We start from the raw sequence: 25,585 nt of genomic DNA, 5'->3' as shown, positions 1-25,585 counted from the left end.
TATATTTATCCGCGCTTTGCGTCGACAAGCTGACGCATCGCTTCGAGTGGCAGATAGCCCCGCAGCATTTCATCTTGCATCACAAATGTGGGTGTGCCCGAAATTTGCAGCCGCTGCGCCAATTGCCGGGTTTGCAGGATCTCACGAGACACCTCGTCGCTGTCCATATGATCCAGAACCTCGGCCGCATCAAATCCAAGCGAGCTGGCCAGGCGGCGCAATGTCACTTGGTTCACATCAGAGCGCAAACGGATCAACGCATCATTGGCGGCTTCATAGGCCGCATCGCCAAGTTTTTGCTTCACAGCGATGGCAAAGCGCGAACTGGCAGTCGAGGCCTCTCCAAGTATCGGGAATTCCTTTACGATAATGCGAATATTACCGTCGCTTTCCACAAGCTCTTTGACCTCGTCATGCGCCTTGCGACAATAGCCACAGCGGTAATCCACAAATTCGACCAAAGTGATGTCACCCTCGGGGTTTCCACCCACCCAGGAATAGCCATCGTCAAAGATATCTTGGGCATTCACCTGCACCATGGTGGCATCAGCAGACACCTGATTGGCGGCCTGTTGTTGTTCCAGCACATTAAAGGCTTCGACCAGAACTTCGGGCTGTTCGATCAAAAACGCCCGCACCTCGGCGCGAAAAATCGCGCGCTCTTCGTCTGTCATCTTGCCCAGATCCAATGCCTGCAACGGCAAGGCGCAAACGGCAAAGGCCGCGGCCATCAATGGGGTTCTCATGCTCAACTCCTACTTTTTCTTTTTTGCGGCGCGCTTGGCTGCCAAAATAATATCATCTGCCCGTCGCCAACCCGCCGATCCACGCGGCAACAGCCCGACAGCGCGTTTGGCCTGAATACCTGCATCTTTCATGCGGCCTTGCAAGGCATAACGTTCCGCCGTTGCCACCGCCGCCATGCCATTATTGCCAAGCTTGGCATAGGCAGACCCCAAGTCGCGCAAAATGCGGCTGTCGCGAAAATCCTGCCCGCGGGCTTTTTCCAGCACGCTCAGGGCTTTTTTGGTCTGACCCGTTGCCAACAATGCCCGCCCATAGCTGCCCAGACACAGCGCGTTGTGCGGGGCCAGATCCACTGCGCGTTTATAGGCTGCGACTGCGGGCTTACTATTGCGGCTTTCCATCAAGATCTGCCCCTTCAACTCGTATAAAAACGGGTCACGCGGGCGAAGTGCGATGGCTTGATCGATCGATGCCAAGGCTTTCTTGCTGTTGGATTGACGATGAAACATCACCGCTTCACGCATCAAACGGATGTCTTTGCTGGGGCTGGTCTTAAGCGTACGCTTTGTCCATTTGGGGCTGCGCATAAAGGCTGACAATTTGCCCTTTGCACGTTCATACCAATAGGTTGCATCCGGATTTGGCTTGGCTTTGCCCGCATGTGCCTTGGCGGCGGCTTTCGCCGCCCGCAAGCGATCACGCGTCAAAGGATGAGAGCGCACATAGGGGTCTTGGCGCGAGGTATTCAGCATTTCCTGACCGCGAAACATTTCAAACATATCAACGGCACCCTGGGTATCTGCGCCCGAACGCACCATATAGCCGATGCCTGATTTATCCGCCGAGGCTTCTTCGGCCCGCGTATGCGATAAAAACACCCGCTGCGCAGAGCTGGTGGCCCCTAATGCCAAACCTGCGCCCAGCTCGCTGTTGCCGCTGGCCGCCGCCGTCAATGCCGCCAGCGCAATGCCCAAACCTGCCACGGTGCGCGCGTTGCCAAAGTTTTGTTGCCGCCGCGCAATATGGCCATTTGCGATATGGGCCGCCTCATGGGCAATCACCGCCTGCAACATATGCGGGGTTTCAGTGCGCAGCAGCAGGCCAGAATGGATAAAGATGTGCTTATGATCGACAACAAAGGCATTTAACTTGCTGTCATTCACCACCAAAATGCGGACGGAACTGCCCAGCCCAGCCGCCGCCAAAATGGGCGCAGAAAGTCGCTGTAATGCATATTCAATATCCGGGTCGCGCAGCAAATTCACCGCCCGGGCCGGCAAAGATCCTAAAAATACAAAGACCAAGATCAAAGCTGCAAGCATCAGCTGTCGCAGATTGGTTGACGGAGAGATAAATTCGCGTTCAAAGGTCATGACGACAATAGGACGGAAAACCATGCGGAACTCAAGCCGAAGCCAAGTTGATCCCTTTATTGTGATGGACGTCATGGAGGCCGCGCGACAGGCCGAGGCAGCAGGACGCCATATAATACACATGGAAGTCGGCCAGCCGGGCACCCCAGCGCCGAAAAAAGCTCGGCAATATCTGGCCGATACCAAGCAGGATGACGCGCTTGGCTATACGGTTGCATTGGGCTTGCCAGCCCTGCGCAAACGCATTTCGCAGCTTTATGGCGAATGGTACAACGTGGATCTGGACCCAGACCGCGTTGTGGTCACTGCGGGGTCCTCTGCGGCCTTTCTGCTGTCGTTCACCGCCTTATTTGAGGCAGGCGACACCGTTGCGATTGGTGCGCCGGGCTATCCCAGCTATCGCCAGATCCTAAAAGCGCTGTCGTTAAAGCCACTGGACCTGCCAGCGGCGCCTGAAAACCGGATGCAACCGGTGCCCGCCGATTTTGCTCATCTTGATATCCAAGGCCTTTTGGTCGCGTCCCCCGCCAATCCTACCGGCACCATGCTGGATCGCCCAACGCTGTCGACCCTGATCGACGCCTGCCAAGACAAAGGTGCGGCCTTTATCAGCGACGAAATCTATCATGGCATTGAATACGATGCCAAAGCCGTCACCGCGCTTGAGGTGACCGACAATTGTTATGTCATCAACTCGTTTTCAAAATACTTCAGCATGACCGGTTGGCGGGTAGGATGGATGGTTGTGCCACAAAACCACGTGCGCACCATCGAACGTCTGGCCCAAAACATGTTTATTTGTCCGCCACATGCCTCGCAGGTCACTGCTTTGGCCGCGATGGATTGCACTGATGAGTTACAGGCCAATATGGCGGTCTATACTGAAAACCGTCGTTTGATGCTGTCGGGCTTGCCCAAAGCCGGGTTTCACAAATTTGCCCCGCCTGATGGGGCATTTTATGTCTATGCAGATGTCAGCGATTTCACCAGTGACAGCCGGGCCTTTGCTGCCGAGATTTTGGAAGAGGTCGGGGTGGCTGTAACACCGGGGCTTGATTTTGATCCGGTACGTGGGGCAGGGACCTTGCGGTTCTCTTACGCCCGCTCCACCGCAGACATCGCCGAAGGCCTTGAGCGGCTCGCCGCCTTTATGCGCGCACGCGGTCATATCTAAGTATCCCTGCCTGCAAAGCTGCCTTATGCTGATGGCACTCAAATTAAGTATTGGTTCATGCGTAAAATTCTTTTCTTCGTGGCAATGATCTGGGCAAGCAGCCTGCAAGCACAAGATTTCAGCGGTTTGGCACGTGTCGATCCGGCCGCGTCTTCCATCACCGAGGCCCGCAAAGGCGGCGTAGAGATTTCACTGGCATTGTCTCAGGGCATTCCGTGGCGTTTGTTCACATTAGATGCGCCAAAGCGCTTGGTGGTTGATTTTCGCGAAGTGGACTGGCGCGGCGTCGACGCCGCAACTTTGATCCAAACAGACCGCGTGACCGATCTGCGCATGGGTGGGTTTCGCCCCGGCTGGAGCCGCATGGTCATGGATCTGCCCAAACCCATGACCGTGACCAGCGCCGGCATGGCAGTGAACGACGAGAATGGTACAGCCGCTTTGACAATCACATTGCTGCCTGCCACCGAAGCCGATTTTGCTGCGCAGTCCGGCACGCCAAATGATCCACGTTGGGATCTGCCCAAACCCAGCGTTGCGCCGCGCGAACCCTTTGCCATCGAAACCGGCTGGGAGCACACCGTTGTCGTGCTGGATCCAGGCCACGGCGGCGTAGATCCTGGGGCAAAACATAATAACACTTTGGAAAAAGACCTGATGCTGCGTTTTGCCCGCGAAATCCGCGACACCCTGCGCCGCACCGGGGAATTCGAGGTCATTCTGACCCGCGACGACGACAGCTTTGTGTCGCTCGAAGGCCGCGTGGCCAAGGCTCATGAGGCGCGCGCAGATATATTTATTTCCCTGCACGCAGATGCCATCCTCGAAGGCAACGCCCATGGCGCAACCGTCTATACCCTATCTGAAACCGCCAGCGATGCCGCCTCGCAATACCTTGCAGAGCGCCACGACCGCTCTTCGGTCTTGGCGGGCATTGATTTGACAGGCACGGATGACACCATTGCCAATATTCTGCTGGATCTCGTGCGTCAGGAAACCAACCCCAGATCCGAGCGTCTGGCAAAGGCCATGGTGCTGGGCATGCAGGGCTCAGTTGGTAAATTGAACAACAAACCCTATCGCAGGGCCGGGTTTTCGGTGCTCAAAGCCGCAGACATTCCGTCAGTACTGATCGAGGTTGGCTTTATGTCGTCCAAACGTGATCTGGCCAATTTAAAAAACCCGGAATGGCGCCAAAGACTGGCTGATGGCATTCGCGACGGGTTGCAGGCCTGGGTGATTGCCGACAAAGCCGCCAAAGCATTGGTGCGCCAATAGCATCTACATTTCGCAAAACCGGCGAAAATCAGCGCGTCACCAACCACCTTGTGTTTTGACCCCCTTGGGCGCAAGCGATATAGACAGGGGGTATCGAACCGGGGGCCTCTGTGCTGAAATTCATTCTATCCTTTTTTGGCAGCATCTTCACATTGGTGACAATGGGCTGTGCCGTCGTAGCTCTGTCGGTCGGTGCGGTGTTTTATATCTATGGAAAAGACCTGCCCAGTCACGAGGCATTGGCACAATATCGCCCGCCGACAATCAGCCGGATTTATTCCGGCGAAGGGCGTATCATCGATGAATTTGCCCGCGAACGCCGTTTGTTTGTGCCCGCCGAGGAAATCCCGCCTCTGGTCAAACAGGCCTTTATTTCCGCCGAAGATAAAAACTTTTATACCCACAAGGGCTATGATCCGCGTGGCATGGTGTCCGCTGCCCTTGATGCCGCCCGCGGTGCCCGTTTGCGCGGTGCATCCACCATCACCCAACAGGTGATGAAAAACTTTTTGCTGTCAGGAGACAGGTCTGCCGAACGCAAAATCAAAGAACTGATTTTGGCCTCGCGCGTTGAAGGCGTCTTAAGCAAAGACAAAATCCTGGAACTCTACCTCAACGAAATTTTTCTGGGGCAAAACTCTTTCGGGGTGGCCGCGGCCGCACAGACCTATTTCAACAAAACCCTGTCACAGCTGGAACCACACGAAGCCGCCTATCTGGCAACGCTGCCGAAAAAACCGTCAAACCTGCATCCGGTACGCCACAAAGAAGCCGCCGTCGGGCGCCGTAATTTTGTGCTCAAAGAGATGAAGGAGAACGGCTATCTATCCGAAGCTGCCTATACAGCCTCATTGGATCAACCACTGTTGTCGGTGCAAAACGGCGACTACGCCAGCTTCAAAGCCGCCTTGCCACCGCGTGATTATTTCACCGATGAAATCCGCCGTCAGCTCAGCCGTGATTTTGGCGAAGAAGAGTTCTTTTCTGGCGGCATGGCCGTGCGCGCCACAATTGATCCTGAATTGCAGGATGTGGCAGCACAGGCCCTGCAACACGCGCTGGAAAAATATGACCGAAGCCAAGGCATCTGGCGCGGCACCGGAAAAACCATTCCTGCGGATCAGCTGACCACAGAAGAAGACTGGCGGGCAGCCTTAAGCAACGTCACCGTGCCGCGTGATGTAAATGTTGATGGCGAATGGTTCCCGGCAGTGGTGTTAAGCGTCGGCAAAAACGACGCCCGCATTGGCATTGAAAGCGTCGGAGAAGACGAAGACGGGCATTTCATCACCGCCAAAGACGTCACATGGGCGCGCAAAAAGCTGGCTGATGGCACGCTGGGCCGCAAAGCAAAAGTTGCCGGTGATTTGCTAGAGGTCGGCGAAGTGGTGCTGGTGCGCGCCATGACCAAAGACAGCGACGGCAGCTTTATCCGCTGGACCCTGCGCCAAATCAGCGAAGTGCAAGGCGGCTTTATGGCGATGGACGTCAACACAGGCCGCGTCATTGCCATGCAAGGTGGCTTTTCTTATCAAAACTCGGTGTTCAACCGCGCCACCCAAGCCCGTCGTCAACCCGGTTCCAGCTTTAAACCCTTTGTCTATGCCTCAGCACTCGACAGCGGCTATACCCCCGCGACCATCGTGATTGACGCCCCGATTGAAATCAACACGCCACAGGGTCTGTGGCGGCCGCGCAATTCGTCTAATAAGTTTTACGGCCCAACACCGCTGCGCACCGGTATCGAATTCTCGCGAAACCTGATGACCATTCGACTGGCCCAAGAGGTCGGCATGGACGTGGTCGCGGACTATGCCCGACGCTTTGGCGTTTATGATGACATGGGGCTGTATCTGGCCAACTCGTTGGGATCCGAAGAAACCACATTGTTCAACATGGTCTCGGCCTATGCGATGTTTGCCAATGGCGGCGAACGCGTGGAACCCACTTTGGTGGATCGCGTCCAGGACCGCTTTGGCAAAACCATCTATCGCCATGATCAGCGCGACTGTGCCGAATGCCTAAGCCCGGCCATTGAAACCGACCGCGCGCCCAAAGTGGTTTCCAACCGCGAACGTGTCATGGACGCCATCACCGCCTATCAGCTGACCTCGATGATGCGCGGCGTTGTAGATCGTGGCACGGCCAGCGCGGCAATCGATTTGCCGGTGCCCGTGGCCGGTAAAACCGGCACCACCAACGAGGCGCGCGACGTTTGGTTTGTTGGCTTTACCAACACCATGGTTGCGGGCTGCTATATCGGTCACGACCAGCCGCGCCCCCTGGGACGTGGCACCTTTGGCGGCAACACATGTGGTCCGGTGTTTCAGGAATTCATGCAGGCGGCGATCAAAAAATATGGGGCCGGTAAATTCCGCGTGCCAGTGGGTGGCCAGTTCATCAAGATCGACCGCTTTACTGGCGCGCGCCTGGCCAATGACGCCAGCGGGGCCAGTGTCGTGGCCGAATACTTCCGTCTTGGCGAAGAACCAATCTTTGGTGTCGCCTTTGATGGTGGCTTTGCCATGGGGTCAAACCTGCCACTGTTTGATGATCTGCAGGATCAGGGCCAATCGGTCACCACCTCGACGGGGCGCACCACGGTTGTAGGACCAAAGGCGTCGTTTGGCACGCTCAGTTCTGGTGGTCTTTATTAATCCAATTCAGTGATAATCGCGGCAAAGGGCAGGGTGATCTTGCCCACCGCTGATCTGTGGTCTATCACCCAGATCTGAAACGAATGACGGGAATGTCCTATGCGTGCCGAGGTCCAGAATGCGGTTGGCGAAATCGAAAAATCAATCGAGCTGCTAAAACAACGTCTAGACTGGGAAACCGCGGAATTCCGTCTCGAAGAATTCAACGCCCGTGTCGAAGACCCCAACCTGTGGGACGACGCCGCTGCGGCGCAAAAACTGATGCGCGAACGCCAAACTCTGGTGGATGCCATCGACAACGTCAAAGCTTTGGCCACCGATCTGTCCGACAATATCGAAATGATCGAATTGGGCGAGATGGAAGACGACGCCGAAGTGGTTGGCGACGCGGAAAAAGCGATTTTCACGCTGAAAACCACCGCCGCAGAAAAAGAACTCGAAGCGCTGCTGAACGGCGAAGCCGATAGCAACGATACGTTTTTGGAAATCAACTCTGGGGCTGGGGGCACTGAAAGCTGTGACTGGGCCTCTATGCTGGCGCGCATGTATGTGCGGTGGGCTGAAAAGCGCGGCTATACGGTCGAGCTGCAATCGATGACCTCGGGCGAAGAAGCCGGCATCAAATCCGCCGCCTATAAGATCACCGGGCACAATGCCTATGGCTGGCTCAAATCGGAATCTGGCGTGCACCGTTTGGTGCGCATTTCGCCCTTTGACAGCGCCGCCAAACGCCACACTTCCTTTAGCTCGGTCTGGGTCTATCCGGTGGTAGACGACAACATCGACATCGAAGTGAACCCGGCAGATATCCGCATCGACACTTACCGCTCTTCTGGGGCGGGTGGCCAGCATGTGAACACCACCGATTCCGCCGTGCGCATCACCCACAACCCAACCGGCATTGTGGTGACCTCTTCTGAGAAATCACAGCACCAGAACCGCGACATCGCAATGAAAGCTTTGAAATCAAGGCTTTATCAACAAGAACTAGACCGCCGTAACGCCGCGATCAACGAAGCACATGAGAACAAAGGCGACGCAGGTTGGGGCAACCAGATCCGGTCTTATGTGCTGCAGCCATACCAGATGGTGAAAGATTTGCGCACCAACCACGAGACCTCAGATACCAAAGGCGTGTTGGATGGCGATCTGGATGGCTTTATGGCCGCCACGCTGGCGATGGATGTCTCCGGCAAAAGCCGCGCTGACGCCCAGGGCGAGTGACCTAATAGACGTAGTGCGGGGGCTTTGCCCCCAACGTTGAAATTGCATTTCACCGTTTCCCCCAGAGTATTTTTAGAAATGTGAAGCCGTAGGCAATCTTGCCGAGGGCTCTGGCCAAATAGGGCTTGATCAGGCGTGGCTTTCTTCGCTTAATGGGGCGGCGTGAACATATATTTGGGAGGCATGTATGAACGAGGCACCCATTGCAGGTGTGCCCGAGTTGGGCTCAGTGGATGTATCAACCCTTGGCAAAGCACTTAGGCTTGGATGGCAAGATTTTCGCGCAGAACCCATGTACGGCCTTTTATTTGGTGTGTTTTATGCGCTTGGCGGCTGGGCGATTTCCTGGATCACCTATGTGACCGGCCAAAGCTATTGGCTGGTGTTTGCCGCCATCGGTTTTCCGCTGCTTGGCCCTTTTGCCGCCGTGGGCCTGTATGAGGTGTCCCATCGCCGGCAAATTGGTCAAAGCTTTTCCCCCGGTGACATCTTTGGCGTGGTGCTGCATCAGCGCAAACGTCAGTTGCCCTCTATTTGTACCATCATCGTAATCATCTTTATGTTCTGGTTCTTTCTGGCACATATGATCTTTGCCCTGTTTCTGGGCCTGACCACGATGACCAATATCTCGACCAGCCTCGAGATCTACACCTCGGGGAATGGGTTGATGATGTTGGCATTTGGCACAGTGGTGGGCAGTGGCTTTGCGCTGATACTCTTTATGCTGACGGTGTTTTCCCTGCCGATATTGCTGGACCGCGAGGTGGATTTTATGACTGCCATCATCACCAGTTTTCAAACCGTACAGCGCAATTTCATCGTTATGTTGGGCTGGGGTATACTGCTGTCGGTGGTGACATTCCTGGCGATGCTGCCCGCGTTTTTAGGCCTGCTGGTGGCTTTGCCGTGGCTGGGGCATGCGAGCTGGCACATCTATGCGCTAAGCAAAGTATAAAAAAGGGCGCCGAAGCGCCCAATTCATCCGTATTTTCAGGTACTTACTCTGCGCCGCGCGCCAGGGCAGCAACCCCGGTGCGGGCCACTTCCTGCAGGCCAAGCGGGCGCATCAAATCTGCAAAGGCATCAATTTTTTCCGGCGCACCGGTGATTTCAAACACAAAGCTTTCCAGCGTTGTGTCCACGACATTGGCGCGGAAAATATCCGCCAATCGCATGGCTTCGACGCGTTTGTCGCCTTGGCCAGACACTTTGAACAACCCAAGCTCACGCTCGACAGAGGGGCCTTCAACGGTCAGGTCATGCACTTCGTGTACAGGCACGATCCGACCCAGTTGGGCTTTGATCTGTTCGATGATCTGCGGCTTACCTGTGGTGACAATAGTGATGCGCGACTGGTGACCGGTGTGGTCAACTTCAGCCACTGTCAGGCTTTCAATGTTGTAGCCACGACCAGAAAACAGGCCAATGACACGCGCCAAAACCCCAGGTTCGTTGTCCACAACGACGGCCAGAGTATGGGTTTCCTGCACGTCCGAAAAATTCGGGCGCAGGTTATAAGCAGAGTGGCTAGTGGAGCCTTTTTTGATTTTCAATGCAGCCATTATCTCTCTCCTTACACCAGAACCGCGCCGCCGGTTTCGATGGCACCCTTGGTGGATGCATCGCCCAGCAACATTTCGTTATGCGGCTTGCCTGATGGGATCATCGGGAAGCAGTTTTCATGCTTTTCAACCAGGCAATCAAAGATCACCGGACCATCATAATTAACCATTTCCATGATCGCATCGTCCAGATCGGCTGGGTCAGAACAGCGAATGCCCTTGGCCCCAAAGGCTTCGGCCAACTTCACAAAATCAGGCAGCGCTTCGGACCAGCTGTGGCTATAGCGTTCGCCATGCAGCAATTCCTGCCACTGGCGCACCATGCCCAGACGTTCATTGTTCAGGATGAACTGCTTGACGGGCAGACGGAATTGGGTTGCTGTGCCCATTTCCTGCATGTTCATCAACCAGCTTGCCTCGCCAGCCACATTCACCACCAAGGCATCTTTGTGGGCCATCTGCACGCCAATCGAGGCCGGAAAGCCGTAGCCCATAGTGCCAAGACCACCCGATGTCATCCAACGATGCGGATCGTCAAAATTCAGGTATTGAGCGGCCCACATCTGGTGCTGGCCCACTTCGGTAGTGATATAGCGATCCATGCCACGGGTCAGCTCTTCGAAACGTTGAAGCGCATATTGTGGTTTAATAATAGAGCCTTCTTGCTTGAAGCTCAGGCAATCAACAGCCTTCCATTCGGCAATTTGTGCATGCCACTTGGCCAGGCCTTCTTTGTTGGTCTTGCGGCCGCGAGCCTTCCAGACTTTCAACATGTCTTCCAAAACATGGGCCACATCCCCGACAATGGGGATGTCCACACGGATCACTTTGTTGATCGAGCTTGGGTCAATGTCGATATGCGCCTTTTTCGAATTTGGCGAAAAGGCCGAAATCAAACCGGTGATGCGGTCATCAAACCGTGCACCAACGTTGATCATCAGATCACAGTCATGCATTGCCATATTGGCTTCGTACAGACCATGCATGCCCAACATGCCCAGCCAGTTCTTACCCGAGGCCGGATAGGCGCCCAGTCCCATCAAGGTCGAGGTGATCGGGAAATCGGTGCCGTCCACCAATTCGCGCAATAGCTGGCTGGCAGCCACACCGGAATTGATAACGCCGCCACCGGTGTAAAACACCGGGCGCTCTGCGGTTTCCATCAGGGCAACCAGTTCGGTGATCTCGGTGATATCGCCTTTCAGCTGCGGTTGATAATGGTCAACGCGGGCTTTCTTGGGCTCGGTATAAGTGCCGCTGGCAAACTGTGTGTCTTTTGGAATATCAACCAACACCGGGCCAGGGCGTCCAGAGCGCGCCACATGAAAGGCCTGATGCAAGGTTTCTGACAATGTGTCTGTTTCCTTGGCCAGCCAGTTATGCTTGGTGCAGGGGCGGGTGATACCAACGGTATCCGCCTCTTGGAAGGCATCAGACCCAATCATAAATGTTGGCACCTGACCAGAAATCACCACGATTGGAATGGAATCAAGCAAGGCATCCGTCAGGCCAGTCACCGCATTTGTCGCGCCAGGACCAGAAGTCACCAAAGCAACGCCGACTTTACCTGTTGAACGCGCATAGCCTTCGGCCGCATGCACAGCGGCCTGTTCGTGGCGCACCAGAATGTGACGAATATCGTTCTGCTGAAAAATCTCATCATAGATCGGCAGGACAGCGCCGCCTGGGTAGCCAAAGACTGTGTCCACACCCTGATCCTTCAGAGCTTGAACCACCATTCCTGCGCCGGTCATTTGACGTGTCATCTGTCTCTCCGTTTACATCGCCTTTGATACAAAAAAGCCCCCGAAATTTTCGAGGGCGCATGGTTTCCAATATGGGTTCCCGTTACCGGGCCATGCGCCTAAATCCGACAATCACGACTAGATCGTTCATCTCAAGAGTCCTCTTTGCGTTAACGGGACACTATTTCTGTGCAAAAGGGGCGTCAACCGGCAATTGAAGAAAAAATATGTCGCACGTCACTTTTTTTCTTTCCATTTGTTGCGCAAACCAGTGATTTCGCCAAATTTTATCAAAAACGCGGTCAGAATCACACGTTTTGCCCGGTCCCCGAGGAATTCCGCGCTAAATGCCAAGTCCGGTGCCCTGTACCACGCCATGTTCAATTGCATAGCGGGTCAGGCCAGCGGTCGAGCTGATGTCGAGTTTACGTTTGATATTCTTGCGATGGGTTTCCACCGTGCGCACCGAAATATTCAGCTCAAGTGCAACTTCCTTGTTCGACTTGCCCTGCGCCAGCTGCAACAAAACCGTCTGTTCGCGGCTGGTCAACTGCTCGCGCTTTTCTTCGCCTTCTTCCGGTTCCAACGACCCTTTGGCACCAGTGCACAAATACCGCTCGCCACGCATCACCGTGTCAATTGCAGTTTTGATCTCATCGGTTGGCACGTCTTTCAAGACATAGCCACGCGCCCCATGACTCAGGGCGGTTGAAATATACTCAGGGCTGTCATGCATCGTCAAAATCAGAATATGCGTGTCAGGTTTGCTTTCCAGAATGATCTCGGTTGCCGTCAGCCCACCAAGATCCGGCATGTTCAAATCCATCAACACCACATCAACGTCATTGTTTTTCAAATACCCGATGGCTTCGCGTCCATTGCTTAAGGTCGCCAAGACTTCCAAATCATCAAAGCTCTCCAATATAGACTGGATCCCTTCGGCCACCATTGGGTGGTCGTCCACAATCACCACTCTGGTGCGCTCACTCATGACGGGGCCTTTCGTTTGACGTCGCCATCCTGTTCCGGTGGCAAAAGCTGGCTAAGCGGGATATCCGCGACGATCACGGTCCCGGTATTATTGGAGAAAATCCGCAAATCACCATTCATTTGTTCGATACGTTCTTGCATGTTGCGCAGCCCCAGACCGCCCAGATTGGCAGAGTTCTTTGATTTCACCGACGATATGCCACGTCCATTATCACTGATACGCATTGTGGCACCGCGCTTATGTCCACGCAAATCAATAGAGACCTCGGTCGCGCCAGCGTGGCGTTCAATATTGGTCAGCGCCTCTTGCGCCACCCGGTATAATGAAAATTTAGCCTCTGGATTCAGACGATTACGGAAGACAACAGTTTTAAACTTAGTCTCAATCCCAGTGCGTTCGCTAAAATCTTCGGTCAACGCTCGCAACGCAGGCCCCAGACCGAGATCATCCAAAATTCCCGGTCGTAGATCGCGCGAAATGCGACGCACCTCATGGATCGCCGTATTCAAATGCTCCATGCCTCGATCCAGTGTCTCACTGGCCCGGCCATCTCCCGACACGATCCGGCGACGCGCCATGTCCAAAGCGTAACGCACCCCAACCAGAATCTGCGAGATGCCATCATGTAATTCGCGCGCCACACGGCCGCGCTCTTCTTCTTGCGCGTCAAACACCCGCTGCGTCAGCTTTTTCAGCTTGGCATCCGCAAGCCGTCTTTCGCGAATATTGATCACCAGCCCCGACAGGAAAACCAGCAACAGCGCTGCCAGAGTAATCGCCCCGATATACAGGAATGTCCGCTGCACGCGCGCCTCTACTTCTGCGCGGGCGGCCGCGGTCGTGCGCAAGATGTCGTCGATAAAAACGCCGGTTCCAACGGCCCATCTCCAGCTCGGAAACGACGTCACATAAGAGATCATATGCGCTTCTTCGCCGGTTGATGGTTTGGGCCACAGGTGCTCGACATAACCAGCCCCCTGACGCGCCGTATCTATGAAATCAGCCACAACCGACGTGCCATCCGAATCACGCATACCAACCCAGTTCTTATTGATCAGATGAGTCTGGCGCGGAGAAACCAGGTTCTTGCCGTCATAATCATAAACAAAGAAAAATCCTTCGTCGCCATAGATCATCGCCGACAGAATTTGCATCACTTGTTGCTTGGCATTTTCGTCATTTGGGGCCGCATTCCCATAGATAAAATAAAACCCGTTACGTGCTTGAGTTACATAGTTTTTTAACTCATCTTTCTTGACCGAAATCAGCTGATTTTCCAGCGCTTTGATTTCACGTTCCGCCAGGGCACGAGACTGGTTGGCAACCAGAATAGAGATCGCTGCAACCGCCATGATCAAGGGCAGGGTTGCAAGCAAAAACAGCTTCTGTCCGTAAGACAGCTTTATGTTGCGAATAAGGTCACGCATGGACGATTCGAATAGGGCTTCTGCATCACGAATCATAGCGCGAATTTTAAATCTCCCCGCAAATATTGCGCAAAAAACTTAAGTAAATCCCTTGGTTTGCGCCAAATACACAGGATATCTATACCTTTCTACGTAGTTGTAGGTATTCCTTCGCAGCCCATGCATAGCTAGGCTTTCCTTACTCGAAACGGTCCGCTCATCCACCTGTCACAGGGTAGATGCAGCTCTATATTCTGGGAGGATACTTAATGGATCGTCGTTCATTCCTAAAAACATCAGCACTTGGTGGCACCGCAGCAGCGGCCACAACTTTGGCAGCTCCGGCATACGCCCAAGGCAAACGCACATTGACCATGGTGACCTCATGGCCACGTGGCTTTGCTGTTCTGGATGATGCTGCAAGCTATATGGAAACCATGGTTTCCGAAATGTCCGGTGGGTCTTTGACCATCGACAAGAAAGCGCCAGGCGAACTGGTTGGTGCGCTCGAAGTCTTTGACGCGGTGACATCCGGCCAGGCCGACATGTATCACTCTGCCGACTATTACTTCATTGGCCAGCACCCAGCCTATGCTTACTTCACAGCGGTTCCATTTGGTGGCACAGCCCAAGAAGTCAGCAACTGGTACTACCATGGCGGTGGTGAGCAGCTGCATGACGAGCTGGGCTCGATCTTCAACCTCAAAGGCCTGCTGGCAGGTAATTCTGGTTCCCAATCCGGCGGCTGGTTCCGCAAAGAAATCAACTCCGCAGCAGATTTTAACGGTCTTAAGTTCCGTATGCCGGGTCTGGGCGGCAAAGTTCTGGGTAAGCTGGGCGCATCTGTTCAAAACATCCCAGGCGGCGAACTCTACCAAGCGCTGTCCTCCGGTGCTCTTGACGGTCTAGAGTGGGTTGGCCCAATGGCCGACGAACGCGCCGGCTTCCAAGAAGTCGCGAAAGTCTACTACACAGCGGGTTTCCACGAGCCGGGCTCTGCACTGTCTTCCTCCGTCAACCTTGACGTCTGGAACGAGCTGTCTGACCAGCACAAAGCGATCCTGCGCTATGCGTCGATGGCAACCACACAGTTCCAGCTGGCAGAAACCCTTGCAAACAACGGTGCCGCGCTGGCGCGTCTGCAAGCGCAGGGCGTTAAAACCATGCAATTCTCTGATGATGTTTGGGATGCATTTGGTGCCGCTTCCAAAGAAGTCATGGATGAAAACATGGGCGACGAACTCTTCGCCAAAATCCGTGCGTCCTTTGAAACATCGCTGGCAACTTCGGCCTCTTGGATCAACAAATCCGATGGCTACTATGTTCAACAGCGTGTGCGTGTTCTGGGCGGCTAAGCCAATCATTCTCTCAAAGTGGCTCCGGGAAACCGGGGCCATTTTTCGATTTTTGATCATGCAAAAATACACGCATGACAGAACAAAAATCGGCACACAGACCTTCAGGGGGACATCATGCAAGACTCTGGCGCGGCCAGCATAGGGCAGATTCTTTCCGCCCTTGGGGATGGTATTGTCTTGGCAATACAAAACATCCTCATGGCATTTGTAAATATTGCCTACGCCATTTCGCACCCACAACTTTGGCTGGATTGGAGCCAAAAAGAATCCATCATGCGCTTTGTCTATTATGGCGGCTCGGTCGAGTTCTTTTTCGCCATTTTCACCATCTTCTTGGTTGTCACAGCGATCGGGCTTTGGAAAAATAGCGTACTTTGGATCATCGTTCGCGGCCTGGAAGCCATGGCCAATACCATCGGGCGCTTCTTTGCCTGGGCGGGCCTGTTGATGGTCCTGCAACAGATTATCATCGTCTTTATGCAGCGTATTTTCACCCGGCCAGATATTGTGTTTGGCTTTGGAATTCCGCTTCAATTTGACATCAGCTGGTATGCCGAAGAACTCAAGCTTTACAACGCTTTAATCGTCGCTCTTTGCGCAACTTACGCCTTTGTTCAGGGCTCGCATGTGCGTGTTGATCTGGTCTATGCGGCCGTCAGCTACCGCACCCGCAAAATCATCGATATGTGTGGTTCGATCCTGTTCATGATGCCCATGGCTGTGATGGTTTGGTTGTATGGCTGGTACTTTATGTGGCGCCACCTGATCGTGCCAAAGCCCTCTGCCAGTGACACGCTGGAACGGCTTCTGCTGAAATCCCGCGCTCTGCGCTGGAATGTGGAAACCATCGGCTTTTCGCCCAACGGATTTACCGCATATTTCATCTTCAAAGTTCTTCTCGTGGCATTCGCAGGTCTCGTCTTCTTGCACGCCATAGCCTTCTTTTACCGCTCCTATCTGGAATTGGTCGAAGGCGAAGAAAGCGAAGGCAAATATCTTGACCGCGATACGCTCGGTGAAGGTGAAGAAGCCTTCGAAGGCACACACTGAGGTAGGGGACAAAACCAATGTTATTCGGACTTGATGGGGTCGAGATCGGCCTGATTATCGTCTTCCTCTGCCTATTCGGAGGAATCCTTTCCGGTTTCCCCGTGGCATTCGCCATTGGCGGGGCAGGGATCATATCTTTCGGGATTATCGCAGCGCTTGATAGCGCGGGTATTCTCATTCACCAAGCCATCGATACAGCCTCACCGCTGTATAATGATTTGCTTTCACAGGGTGTCAAAGCTGACACCATATCAACGTTCAGATACCCGGATTTGCCCAGAATTGCAGAACCGATCTTTGCCAGCGGTTGGGAAACCGCAATGGACCGTAACCTGTCGTTCATCGTAAACCGTATGAACGAACGTGTTCTGGCCGGACAATCTATTGAAACGCTTTTGGCTGTTTTGATGTTTGTTCTGATGGGTATCACCCTTGAGCGTTCTAAAATTGCGAACGACCTGCTGACAACAATGGCACGCGTCTTTGGGCCGCTTCCCGGCGGTCTGGCGGTTTCGGTTGTGGTTGTGGGCGCATTCCTTGCGGCCTCAACTGGCATCGTCGGTGCCACTGTTGTCACCATGGGTCTGCTCAGCCTGCCGACCATGCTGCGCCACAACTATTCGCCGGAACTGGCGACAGGCGTGATTGCAGCCTCCGGCACGCTGGGTCAGATTATTCCACCCTCAATCGTGATTGTTCTTTTGGGAACTTTAGCGGGCGATCTCTATTCCTCTGCACAAGAGGCACGCGCCCAAGTGGCGGGCTGTACAGATGCTTTGACCTATCTGGGGGAACCTGCGGTTGTCTCTGTTGGGACATTGTTTCAGGCCGCGCTGGTGCCGGGCATCATGTTGGCCTTGCTTTATGGCCTTTATGCCTTTGGCTATGCGATGTTTAACCCAAGCAAAGCTCCGGCGGTTCAGTTTTCAGGCACAGCAGGCGAAACAACCACGCGTAACGAAAAACTCACCTGGTACCTTGCGGCTCCAATTGTGTTGATCGGTGGTTTAATTGCGTTGAATTCGTTCAACGTGGTCGGCAGCCAAAACATTGTGGCCAATACCTTTACCGACATCGGAGAATCCGCAAGTTTGCGCACCAATGTTGGCGAAGAATGCAAAGTCTCTATGATCGAACTGCATGGTCAGGCCGCATGGGACGCCGCTATGATCGAAGCTGAAAAGATCGAATCTGAGGGTGGCGTGCAGCAATCGCGCAAGCTGACAGACGAAGAACGTGTTGCGGACTTCCAAGCTCAGGTTGATGCGGCGGCACCGATTGGCACAGGCCTGGCGATTGGCTTTGTTTTGCTGGCGCTGGTGATGACCACGGCACGCGGCATGGCACCAACAGCCGATCACAAAGCAACTTATATCGGTCTTACAGGCGTTGTCTTGGCACTGCTGTTTGACATCCTGTTTGTCTCGCCAACCACAACCTCTGGCCAGATGTTCCTGATCATCGCAATCCCATTGGGACTTGCTTTGTATGGCGCAAAATACTGCACTCAGATCCTTGGCAAAAACGAGATCCTCCGGGTTGTCTTTCCACCATTGGTTCTGATTGTGGCTGTGCTTGGCTCTATCTTGGGCGGCATCACCAACCCAACGCCTGCAGCGGCACTAGGGGCAGGGGGTGCGATCCTACTGGCGGCTTACCGCAAGCTTCAGGAAGAACAGAAATCCGGCAAGGTTGTTCTACAAGCCTCGTTTGCGATCGTGATCATGATCTTGGTTGGCATCAACTTTGATTTGCGCATCAACCAAGCCGATGTTTCCTTTGAAAACTGGGTGGCCTTTATCGTGGCTTACGGGTCTTACCTGTTTGCGATGTTTGGCTTGATCTACAGCTGCTGGGTTCTGTTCCGCAACGCGGTCCTGCCTCCGATTGTACGGGAAACCGCCAAGGTCACCTCTATGGTGTTCACCATCCTGATTGGGTCACAAATCCTCAATCTCGTAGTGATCTCTTTTGGCGGCGAACATTACATTCAACAATTCCTGCGCTCGTTTGACAACGAATTCACGGTTTTCCTGATTGTTATGTTGGTCCTGTTCTTCTTGGGCTTTGTGCTCGATTTTCTCGAGATCATCTACATTGTGATCCCCATCGTCGGGCCCGTTATCTATGGGGGCACCTTCGATCCAAAGTGGGTCACAATCATGATTGCGGTGAACTTGCAGACGTCGTTCCTGACACCACCCTTTGGCTTTGCGCTGTTCTATCTGCGCGGTGTTGCCCCGTCCAGCGTGACCACACGCCATATCTACCGCGGCATCCTGCCATTTGTGTTGATCCAGGTACTTGGTCTGGCGATCCTTTGGTTCTTCCCATCGATCGTCACCATCCTGCCGGCGCTCATCGGCAACTGATCTCAGACTTTTATCAAAGCAAAAGGGCCCCAATTGGGGCCCTTTTTTTTCGCAATTTTCAGATTTGCAAAAATAAACTAAACCGGATTAGCGAGGCACTTTTTGGGCGTTGGGCAGCGAAATATTGGCCACCTGTTCGGCAATCGGCGCGCTGCTGGCCGGGACATTAATCTTGCTGTTTTTATCTTGCTTTTGAATAGCTTGCCAGCGACCGTGCAAGTGAACTTCCAGGCCAGAAAACCGCGCTTTATAGCCCATCTTGTCGCTGCCGGGCACCCAGTACCCCAGATACACATAAGGCACACCGATTTCACGCGCGATGCGGATGTGATCGAGTATCAAGTAAGTGCCCAAAGATTGCCGCGGTAGATCCGGCCGGAAAAAACTATAGACCATGCTGATGCCATCTTCCAAAACATCGGTCAGGCTCACGGCCGTCAATGCGCTATCCTGTCGGTCATTATACTCAATGACCCGCGAGCGGATTGGCGTCTCTTCGATCATGGCTGCAAATTCAAACACATCCATATCGGCCATGCCACCATCGGCGTGACGGGCATCCAGATAGGTGCGAAACAGGTCAAACTGATCTTCAGTGGCCCAGGGGGACGATGCCCGGCGTTTCAAATGCGCGTTGCGCTTGGCCACACGCCGCTGGCTTTTGCTTTCCGTAAATCGCCGCACATCGATCCGCGCAGACAAGCAAGAGGCACATTCCGTACACGACGGGCGGTACAACACATTCTGCGAGCGACGAAACCCTTGCTGTGACAGCGAGTCATTCAGCGCCTGCGCATCATCTCCTTGCAAGGCCGTAAACAGTTTGCGCTCCATCTTACCCTCAAGATAGGGGCAAGGCTGCGGAGCGGTCACATAAAACTGTGGAGCAAGAGGGAGTGAATGACGCATATGGGCCGTTTTGTTGTTCTAAGCTTTCAAACCTTAGCAACGCGACGGCCCTAGGCCAAGAGAAATGCAGCTTAGAAACGTGCCGCACGGTTGATTGCAACAGTCCCCATCACGTGATCGGTCAGGCCTTGGGACCGCGCGGTCGTCAGCATCATGACAATCGAAATGATCTGCAAAACGGGAAAAGACACCGAAACGCTGTATCCCAGCGTGTGTAAAAACGCATGTCCCAGTTCAAAACGCGCGCCATCCTGGGTGCGCATTTCAATCCCAAAGAACCGCATGCCCCAAGTCGCCGAACCATTGGCCAGGGTCACAACGCGGTAGATAAATCCGACCACCATGGTCAGAAGAAACCAAAAGAAAAATCCAACAAACAAAGTCACAACCGAAATCGCAAAACAGATAATTCCGATCAAAACCATATCGGCGAACCACGCCAGCAAACGTTTGGTGGGAACATCCGCATAAAACTCTGGTTGGGTCTGCGGGTCGGGCAGGGCATATGAACGCGTATTCATGGGTCTCCAAGTCCAATAAGCGGCTCCCGTTGACCGGGAGCCCATTTCAATTTAACATTTACTATCAAGCGTCTACTGTATTGTCTTCACGCTCTTTTGCAGCTTTGGTTGCGCGGTCGTCCATAAACTGGTCGAACTCTGATTTGTCTTTGGCTTCCCGCAGACGCTTCAAAAACTCTTCAAAGCTGGCTTGTTCGTCTTCCAGGCGGCTGATCATTTCGTCGCGGTACGAGTCAAACGCCGAGTTGCCTGTGGGTGTCATAACATGCATGCGGCGGCGACCACGAGCACAAGAACGTTTTTTGCTGAACATACGTTTACTCCAGATCATATAAAACAGAAGGGCCAAGCCAACTGGCCAGAAAAAGACAAAGCCAAGGACCATAGCGGCGATCCAAGCGCCTTTACCTTTGCTATCAAGCCAGGCTTCGCTGCGAGAGAACCACCCCATATGGGCGGTGTCTTGGGCGTTGGTGGCTACAGTTGTCATCTTAATCTCCGTGGTTAAAGTTGATGTGAATGCCTTTCACATTACAACAGATGGGGATTCACGAGAGGGTTACAAGTTGTGATGTAAAAGATTTTAACATTAAATTCGATTCAGCATTTATTTCAATAGGATAGAGAGGAAAGAATACCCTAAAAAGCCACATACGATTAACGTATAATGATGATTATGTTATATTAACAAGCATCAAATCAGCCGTTCCGGTGCTAAATCACCCAAAAACACAGCGATAACCCCTCTGACAGCCCTCTAGCGCTAGACAGCGCCAAACGCTTCGCTGTAAACCTCTTTGTAACACCGAGGGATACAATGACGTCAATTCTTATACTTAATGGTCCAAACTTGAACTTGCTTGGCACGCGCCAACCAGAAGTTTACGGCACAACAACTCTGACTGACATTGAAAATCTCTGCACGGCCCATGCCAACAAACACAATATTGAACTCAAGTTTTTCCAAAGCAATCACGAAGGCGCATTGATCGACGCCATCCATGATGCCCGTGGCACCCATGATGGTATCGTTTTAAACGCCGGTGCTTATACCCATACGTCGGTTGCTCTTATGGATGCGATCTCCTCAGCGGCCCTGCCCGTGATTGAATTGCACCTTTCAAATATTCACGCGCGCGAAGAATTCCGCCACAAGTCCTTTATAGCCCCAGTCGCGGTCGGTCAGATCTGCGGTTTTGGCGCGCATGGTTATGAATTAGCCATCGACGCTTTGGTGCGCCACCTCGGGTAAATTAAATGCCATCCAAGATCCTGCGATATATCGCGGATATGACAAATGCCACGACGCTCGAAGCTCTTTGGAAAATGCACGTCGACAAGATGGCAGAATATGGTTTTGATCGCCTGATCTATGGATACACCAATTTTCGGGTTGATTATAACCTGGGTGATCCCGAAGATTTTGTTGTTCTGTCAAACCACGACCGCGTTTATCTTGATCGCTTTTTTGGCGAGCGCATGTTTCTGCATGGTCCCATGATCAAATGGGCGTTGAACAATGTGGGCGCGCAAAGTTGGCGTCACATTGCTGAACGCGCCATGACAGAGGGTCTCAGCAAAGAAGAACAAGCCGTGCTTGATTTTAATATTTCCTCAGGCGTTTCAACGGGTTACACTGTCAGCTTCAAAACAGTTTCTCAGCGATCCAAAGGCGCAATTGGGCTGACCGGACCCATTGGCTCGACACAGGAAGAGCTGGATGCAATTTGGGAAGAACACGGCGAAGAGCTGATTTTGATCAATAATGTTTTGCACTTAAAGATCCTGAACCTGCCCTACGAGAACCCCAAACGCGCCCTAACCAAGCGCCAGCGCGAGGTTTTGGAATGGGTTTCAGACGGAAAAACCATTCAGGATATTGCCACACTTTTGGGGCGTACCTCGGCCACAGTGGAAAAACATCTGCGTTTGGCCCGTGAATCTTTGGCGGTTGAAACAACGGCCCAGGCGGTTTTGAAGGCAACCTTCCTAAATCAGATCTTTACAATCGAATCAAATTAGTCTCAACATGAAACTTATCCGAGGGAAAGTAAGGTTTTCCTGACCTAGGGTTAGCACGCCAAAGCTGTCATCATACACGTGTTCCGTGAGTGTGGCTTTAGCCAGGGACGTAGAAAGAGCGTAATCCTTGTGATTTCAAGGCGCTGCGCTCTTTTATTGCGGCAGCGTCGCAGATTTGAAAGTCGTGGGTTTTTTCCCCCTGCAGTTTTCAAGAAACGGGCCCGCCCATCCCCAATGATTGGGCCCGAAATTTGAAACGGTGTCGTACTTCCTGCGGCACCGTTTCATTTTTTAAGGCCCGTAAACACGATCCCAATAATTTCGCGCTGCAGAATCAAAAACGCCGCCCAAATTGGACGGCGTATTCTTAACGATTTAACAAGATTTAGCCTTGAGCGGCCTTAGCAACTTCTGCTGCAAAATCTTCTTCTTTTTTCTCGATGCCTTCGCCGACTTCCATGCGTACAAAGCCAACGATTTCAGCGCCAGCTTCTTTGGCAGCTGCTGCAACGGTCAGGTCTGGGTTGATCACAAAGGACTGGCCCAGCAAAGTCACTTCAGCCATGAATTTCTTCATACGGCCAACGATCATTTTTTCGATCACTTGCTCTGGCTTGCCAGATTCGCGCGCGATGTCGATCTGAACTTGCTTTTCTTTTTCAACAACTGCCGCGTCCAGGTCCGCTTCGGACAAAGACTGTGGGTTTGCCGCTGCTATATGCATAGCAACCTGTTTACCAAAGGCTTCGTCGCCGCCTTTCAGCGCAACCAGAACACCGATGTTGCCCATGCCGGCCGTCGCTGGGTTGTGGATATAAGAAGCCACAACGTCGCCCTCTACAGTCGCCATGCGACGCAGAGACATGTTTTCACCGATGGTCGCGATATTGTCTGTGATCACTTCAGACACAGGCTTGCCGCCCAGATCCGCCGCGTTCAACGCGTCAACATCTGCCACGTTCAGCGCCGCGCCAGCGATCCCAGCAACCATAGCTTGGAAATCAGCGTTTTTGCCAACAAAGTCAGTTTCCGAGTTCACTTCAACAGCAACACCTTTGCCGCCTTCAACCTGAACAGCAACCAGACCTTCAGCCGCGATACGGCCAGATTTCTTTGCCGCTTTCGCCAAACCTTTGGTGCGCAGCCAGTCGATTGCGGCCTCTTGGTCACCATCGTTTTCGGTCAGCGCTTTTTTCGCGTCCATCATGCCTGCGCCAGTCATTTCGCGCAGTTCTTTCACCATTGCGGCAGTTACAGCCATCTTGGTTCTCCTAGAATGTAATAGATCGGTCTGGGGGCGGGCTTACCCTGCCCCCATGTCAGATGTGTAACGCTTACGCGTCCGCTGCGACTTCTTCGGCAACTGCTTCTTCAACAGGTGCTTCTTCAAATTCGCCCAGATCAACGCCAGCCGCGCCCATCATAGCAGACATGCCGTCCAGGGCTGCGCGAGACACCAGATCACAGTACAGCGAGATCGCGCGGGACGCATCGTCGTTGCCTGGGATGATGTAATCAACGCCATCAGGGGAACAGTTGGTGTCCACAACCGCCACAACTGGAATGCCCAGTTTGTTGGCTTCTGCGATCGCCAGCGCTTCTTTTTTCACGTCGATCACGAACAGCAGGTCAGGAACGCCGCCCATTTCGCGGATGCCGCCCAAAGACGCCTGCAATTTCGTTTGGTCACGTTCCATGCCCAGACGTTCTTTTTTAGTCAGACCTTCTGCACCAGCAACCAACTTCTCGTCGATTTCTTTCAGACGGTTGATGGACTGAGAAACTGTTTTCCAGTTTGTCAAAGTGCCGCCCAACCAGCGGTGGTTCATAAAGTACTGAGCAGATTTCTCAGCAGCATCTGCAACAGGTGCAGCCGCTTGACGCTTGGTACCAACGAACAGAACGCGGCCGCCCTTGGCAACAGTTTCACGAACTGCGTTCAGCGCTGCGTCCAACATTGGAACAGTCTGCGTCAGGTCCATGATGTGGATGCCATTGCGCGAGCCATAAATGAACTCGCCCATACGTGGGTTCCAGCGTTGTGTTTGGTGACCAAAGTGTACGCCTGCTTCTAGCAGCTGGCGCATAGTGAACTCAGGAAGAGCCATGCGTGTATTTCCTTTTTCCGGTTTACGCCTTGGTGGGGGAAGTAGGAAGCATTTGCTCCAACCGGCGGACCGCCAAGGATGTCTCCCTTGGACCAGCCCAAACCCCACCTGCGGGTTTGAATGCGCGCGAACTACTTCAATTATGGTGGACTGGCAAGCGTTAAATGCGAATCGTACGTTTCAGGCCGCGAAACGTACAAATTGTACAAATAATCAAAACTTTGAGCAGCGTGCGCTGGTTTTACGCATGGGGTAAATCTTGGGTCAAATAATGGCCCGCGCGCACCTGACGTTCCAGATGCGAAGTCAGCTCTTTGCGGTTGGCAAAATCCGCCACTGCCACCGGTTCATGATAGACCACCTCGACTTTGCCATGCCGCCGCGACGCCAACATCTGCAACATATGCGGACCAAACTCCATATCGCCCCACCAGGCATAATGCCTTTGATCGGCCTGATCAGGGGCACGATAGCTCACGCTAACCGGCTGCACGTAACAAATGGGCTTTAGATTTTCGGAAAAGAATGCCGCAAAAAGCGTTGATTTAAAAGGTAAAACCCGTAGAGAATCCGTCGAAGTGCCTTCTGGGAAAAACAACAGCTTGTGGCCCGCCGACAGCCGCTGTTCAAACATGTCCTGTTGGGCCTTTGCCTCTTTGCGATCGCGGGTGATAAACACCGTGCCTGTGGCCTTGGCCAGGGTGCCGATACCTGGCCAGGCGGCCACTTCGGACTTGGACACGAAATACAGCCGGTCACGGGCGTTCAGCACAAAAATATCCAACCAAGAAGCATGGTTGGCCACCATCGCACCGGGCAAGCGCATTGGCTTGCCTTTGGTCTCAAATCTGATGCCCATAAAACGCAGCGCATTACGACACACAAATTGCGTGACCCGTGGCGACCAGGGGCGGTTCAATCCAAACAAGGGTTTTTCGATCAAACGAAGTGCCAGTAACACCAGCAAGCCAAGCGCCAATAACCCAAGCACCAAAACGCCCCGGACCACCACGCTCAGCCAGGCAATCCCGGTGATCTTTGCATAGTCAGGATAGCCATTTTCGCTGTTCCAGGTCGGCTTCTGCACG

Annotated in this window: 22 protein-coding genes; 10 read left to right on the top strand and 12 right to left on the bottom strand. The window is 53.4% G+C overall.

Going from position 1 to position 25,585, the window contains the following annotated elements; translation table 11 throughout:
- Positions 1 to 5: 5 nt before the first annotated feature.
- Both ABXG94_RS04060 and ABXG94_RS04055 read right to left on the bottom strand, forming a co-directional pair.
- Positions 6 to 746 (bottom strand): DsbA family protein, encoded by a 741-nt coding sequence (locus tag ABXG94_RS04060; protein ID WP_353532477.1) that lies wholly within the window; start codon positions 744 to 746, stop codon positions 6 to 8.
- Positions 747 to 755: 9 nt separating this feature from the next.
- Positions 756 to 2,144, bottom strand: a complete 1,389-nt coding sequence (locus ABXG94_RS04055; protein WP_353532476.1) for a M48 family metalloprotease — start codon at positions 2,142 to 2,144, stop codon at positions 756 to 758.
- Between ABXG94_RS04055 and ABXG94_RS04050 the strand changes: the two genes are divergently transcribed.
- From ABXG94_RS04050 to ABXG94_RS04030, 5 genes are all read left to right on the top strand, one after another.
- Entirely contained in the window at positions 2,143 to 3,294 is a 1,152-nt protein-coding gene (locus ABXG94_RS04050; protein ID WP_353532475.1) for a pyridoxal phosphate-dependent aminotransferase, read from the top strand. The two genes, ABXG94_RS04055 and ABXG94_RS04050, sit on opposite strands and share 2 nt — an antisense overlap.
- 57 nt (positions 3,295 to 3,351) lie before the next feature.
- A complete protein-coding gene (locus ABXG94_RS04045; RefSeq protein WP_353532473.1) occupies positions 3,352 to 4,572 on the top strand; it encodes an N-acetylmuramoyl-L-alanine amidase in 1,221 nt (406 codons plus the stop codon).
- Between the two features lie 110 nt (positions 4,573 to 4,682).
- Positions 4,683 to 7,229, top strand: coding sequence for a penicillin-binding protein 1A (locus tag ABXG94_RS04040; RefSeq protein WP_353532472.1), 2,547 nt, complete (start codon positions 4,683 to 4,685; stop codon positions 7,227 to 7,229).
- A gap of 99 nt (positions 7,230 to 7,328) precedes the next feature.
- Complete coding sequence (prfB, locus tag ABXG94_RS04035) at positions 7,329 to 8,453, top strand: peptide chain release factor 2 (protein ID WP_353532471.1); 1,125 nt, start codon at positions 7,329 to 7,331, stop codon at positions 8,451 to 8,453.
- A gap of 187 nt (positions 8,454 to 8,640) precedes the next feature.
- Complete coding sequence (locus tag ABXG94_RS04030; RefSeq protein ID WP_353532470.1) at positions 8,641 to 9,408, top strand: DUF2189 domain-containing protein; 768 nt, start codon at positions 8,641 to 8,643, stop codon at positions 9,406 to 9,408.
- A gap of 43 nt (positions 9,409 to 9,451) precedes the next feature.
- On the opposite strand, the gene ilvN is transcribed toward ABXG94_RS04030, so the two are convergent.
- The 4 genes from ilvN to ABXG94_RS04010 form a co-directional block, all read right to left on the bottom strand.
- A complete protein-coding gene (gene ilvN / locus ABXG94_RS04025; protein WP_353532469.1) occupies positions 9,452 to 10,015 on the bottom strand; it encodes an acetolactate synthase small subunit in 564 nt (187 codons plus the stop codon).
- An 11-nt stretch (positions 10,016 to 10,026) separates the two neighbouring features.
- Positions 10,027 to 11,781 (bottom strand): acetolactate synthase 3 large subunit, encoded by a 1,755-nt coding sequence (locus ABXG94_RS04020; RefSeq protein ID WP_353532468.1) that lies wholly within the window; start codon positions 11,779 to 11,781, stop codon positions 10,027 to 10,029.
- Positions 11,782 to 12,103: 322 nt separating this feature from the next.
- A complete protein-coding gene (locus ABXG94_RS04015) occupies positions 12,104 to 12,751 on the bottom strand; it encodes a response regulator transcription factor (protein ID WP_353532467.1) in 648 nt (215 codons plus the stop codon).
- Positions 12,748 to 14,178, bottom strand: coding sequence for a cache domain-containing protein (locus ABXG94_RS04010; RefSeq protein WP_353532466.1), 1,431 nt, complete (start codon positions 14,176 to 14,178; stop codon positions 12,748 to 12,750). Before ABXG94_RS04010 ends, ABXG94_RS04015 begins: the two co-directional genes overlap by 4 nt.
- 248 nt (positions 14,179 to 14,426) lie before the next feature.
- Here ABXG94_RS04010 and ABXG94_RS04005 point away from each other — a divergent pair, with 248 nt between their 5' ends.
- From ABXG94_RS04005 to ABXG94_RS03995, 3 genes are all read left to right on the top strand, one after another.
- A complete protein-coding gene (locus tag ABXG94_RS04005) occupies positions 14,427 to 15,512 on the top strand; it encodes a TRAP transporter substrate-binding protein (RefSeq protein ID WP_353532465.1) in 1,086 nt (361 codons plus the stop codon).
- Between the two features lie 117 nt (positions 15,513 to 15,629).
- The gene (locus ABXG94_RS04000; RefSeq protein WP_353532464.1) at positions 15,630 to 16,565 is read left to right on the top strand and encodes a TRAP transporter small permease subunit; all 936 of its coding nucleotides are present in this window, start codon (positions 15,630 to 15,632) and stop codon (positions 16,563 to 16,565) included.
- 17 nt (positions 16,566 to 16,582) lie between these two features.
- Positions 16,583 to 18,937: a TRAP transporter large permease gene (locus tag ABXG94_RS03995; RefSeq protein WP_353532463.1), complete on the top strand. Its 2,355-nt coding sequence runs from the start codon at positions 16,583 to 16,585 to the stop codon at positions 18,935 to 18,937.
- Between the two features lie 87 nt (positions 18,938 to 19,024).
- Here the strand turns inward: ABXG94_RS03995 and ABXG94_RS03990 are convergent, their stop codons facing one another.
- From ABXG94_RS03990 to ABXG94_RS03980, 3 genes are all read right to left on the bottom strand, one after another.
- The gene (locus tag ABXG94_RS03990; protein ID WP_353532461.1) at positions 19,025 to 19,846 is read right to left on the bottom strand and encodes an arginyltransferase; all 822 of its coding nucleotides are present in this window, start codon (positions 19,844 to 19,846) and stop codon (positions 19,025 to 19,027) included.
- A 71-nt stretch (positions 19,847 to 19,917) separates the two neighbouring features.
- Positions 19,918 to 20,367, bottom strand: coding sequence for an RDD family protein (locus ABXG94_RS03985; protein ID WP_353532460.1), 450 nt, complete (start codon positions 20,365 to 20,367; stop codon positions 19,918 to 19,920).
- A gap of 64 nt (positions 20,368 to 20,431) precedes the next feature.
- The gene (locus ABXG94_RS03980) at positions 20,432 to 20,857 is read right to left on the bottom strand and encodes a DUF2852 domain-containing protein (protein ID WP_353532459.1); all 426 of its coding nucleotides are present in this window, start codon (positions 20,855 to 20,857) and stop codon (positions 20,432 to 20,434) included.
- A gap of 327 nt (positions 20,858 to 21,184) precedes the next feature.
- Here ABXG94_RS03980 and aroQ point away from each other — a divergent pair, with 327 nt between their 5' ends.
- Both aroQ and ABXG94_RS03970 read left to right on the top strand, forming a co-directional pair.
- Entirely contained in the window at positions 21,185 to 21,619 is a 435-nt protein-coding gene (gene aroQ / locus ABXG94_RS03975; RefSeq protein WP_353532458.1) for a type II 3-dehydroquinate dehydratase, read from the top strand.
- 5 nt (positions 21,620 to 21,624) lie between these two features.
- The gene (locus ABXG94_RS03970; protein ID WP_353532457.1) at positions 21,625 to 22,389 is read left to right on the top strand and encodes a LuxR family transcriptional regulator; all 765 of its coding nucleotides are present in this window, start codon (positions 21,625 to 21,627) and stop codon (positions 22,387 to 22,389) included.
- A gap of 385 nt (positions 22,390 to 22,774) precedes the next feature.
- On the opposite strand, the gene tsf is transcribed toward ABXG94_RS03970, so the two are convergent.
- From tsf to olsA, 3 genes are all read right to left on the bottom strand, one after another.
- Positions 22,775 to 23,650 carry a translation elongation factor Ts gene (gene tsf, locus ABXG94_RS03965; RefSeq protein ID WP_353532456.1) on the bottom strand — a complete coding sequence of 292 codons (876 nt, stop codon included), beginning with the start codon at positions 23,648 to 23,650 and terminating at the stop codon, positions 22,775 to 22,777.
- 73 nt (positions 23,651 to 23,723) lie between these two features.
- Positions 23,724 to 24,497, bottom strand: coding sequence for a 30S ribosomal protein S2 (gene rpsB, locus ABXG94_RS03960; protein WP_353532455.1), 774 nt, complete (start codon positions 24,495 to 24,497; stop codon positions 23,724 to 23,726).
- Positions 24,498 to 24,738: 241 nt separating this feature from the next.
- The gene (gene olsA / locus ABXG94_RS03955) at positions 24,739 to 25,584 is read right to left on the bottom strand and encodes a lyso-ornithine lipid O-acyltransferase (RefSeq protein WP_353532453.1); all 846 of its coding nucleotides are present in this window, start codon (positions 25,582 to 25,584) and stop codon (positions 24,739 to 24,741) included.
- Position 25,585 lies beyond the last annotated feature (1 nt).

The organism is Cognatishimia sp. WU-CL00825, assembly GCF_040364665.1.
Taxonomy (GTDB): Bacteria; Pseudomonadota; Alphaproteobacteria; order Rhodobacterales; family Rhodobacteraceae; genus Cognatishimia.
Note: the sequence above shows the minus strand (reverse complement) of the source record. Positions and strands in the feature narration are given on the sequence as shown.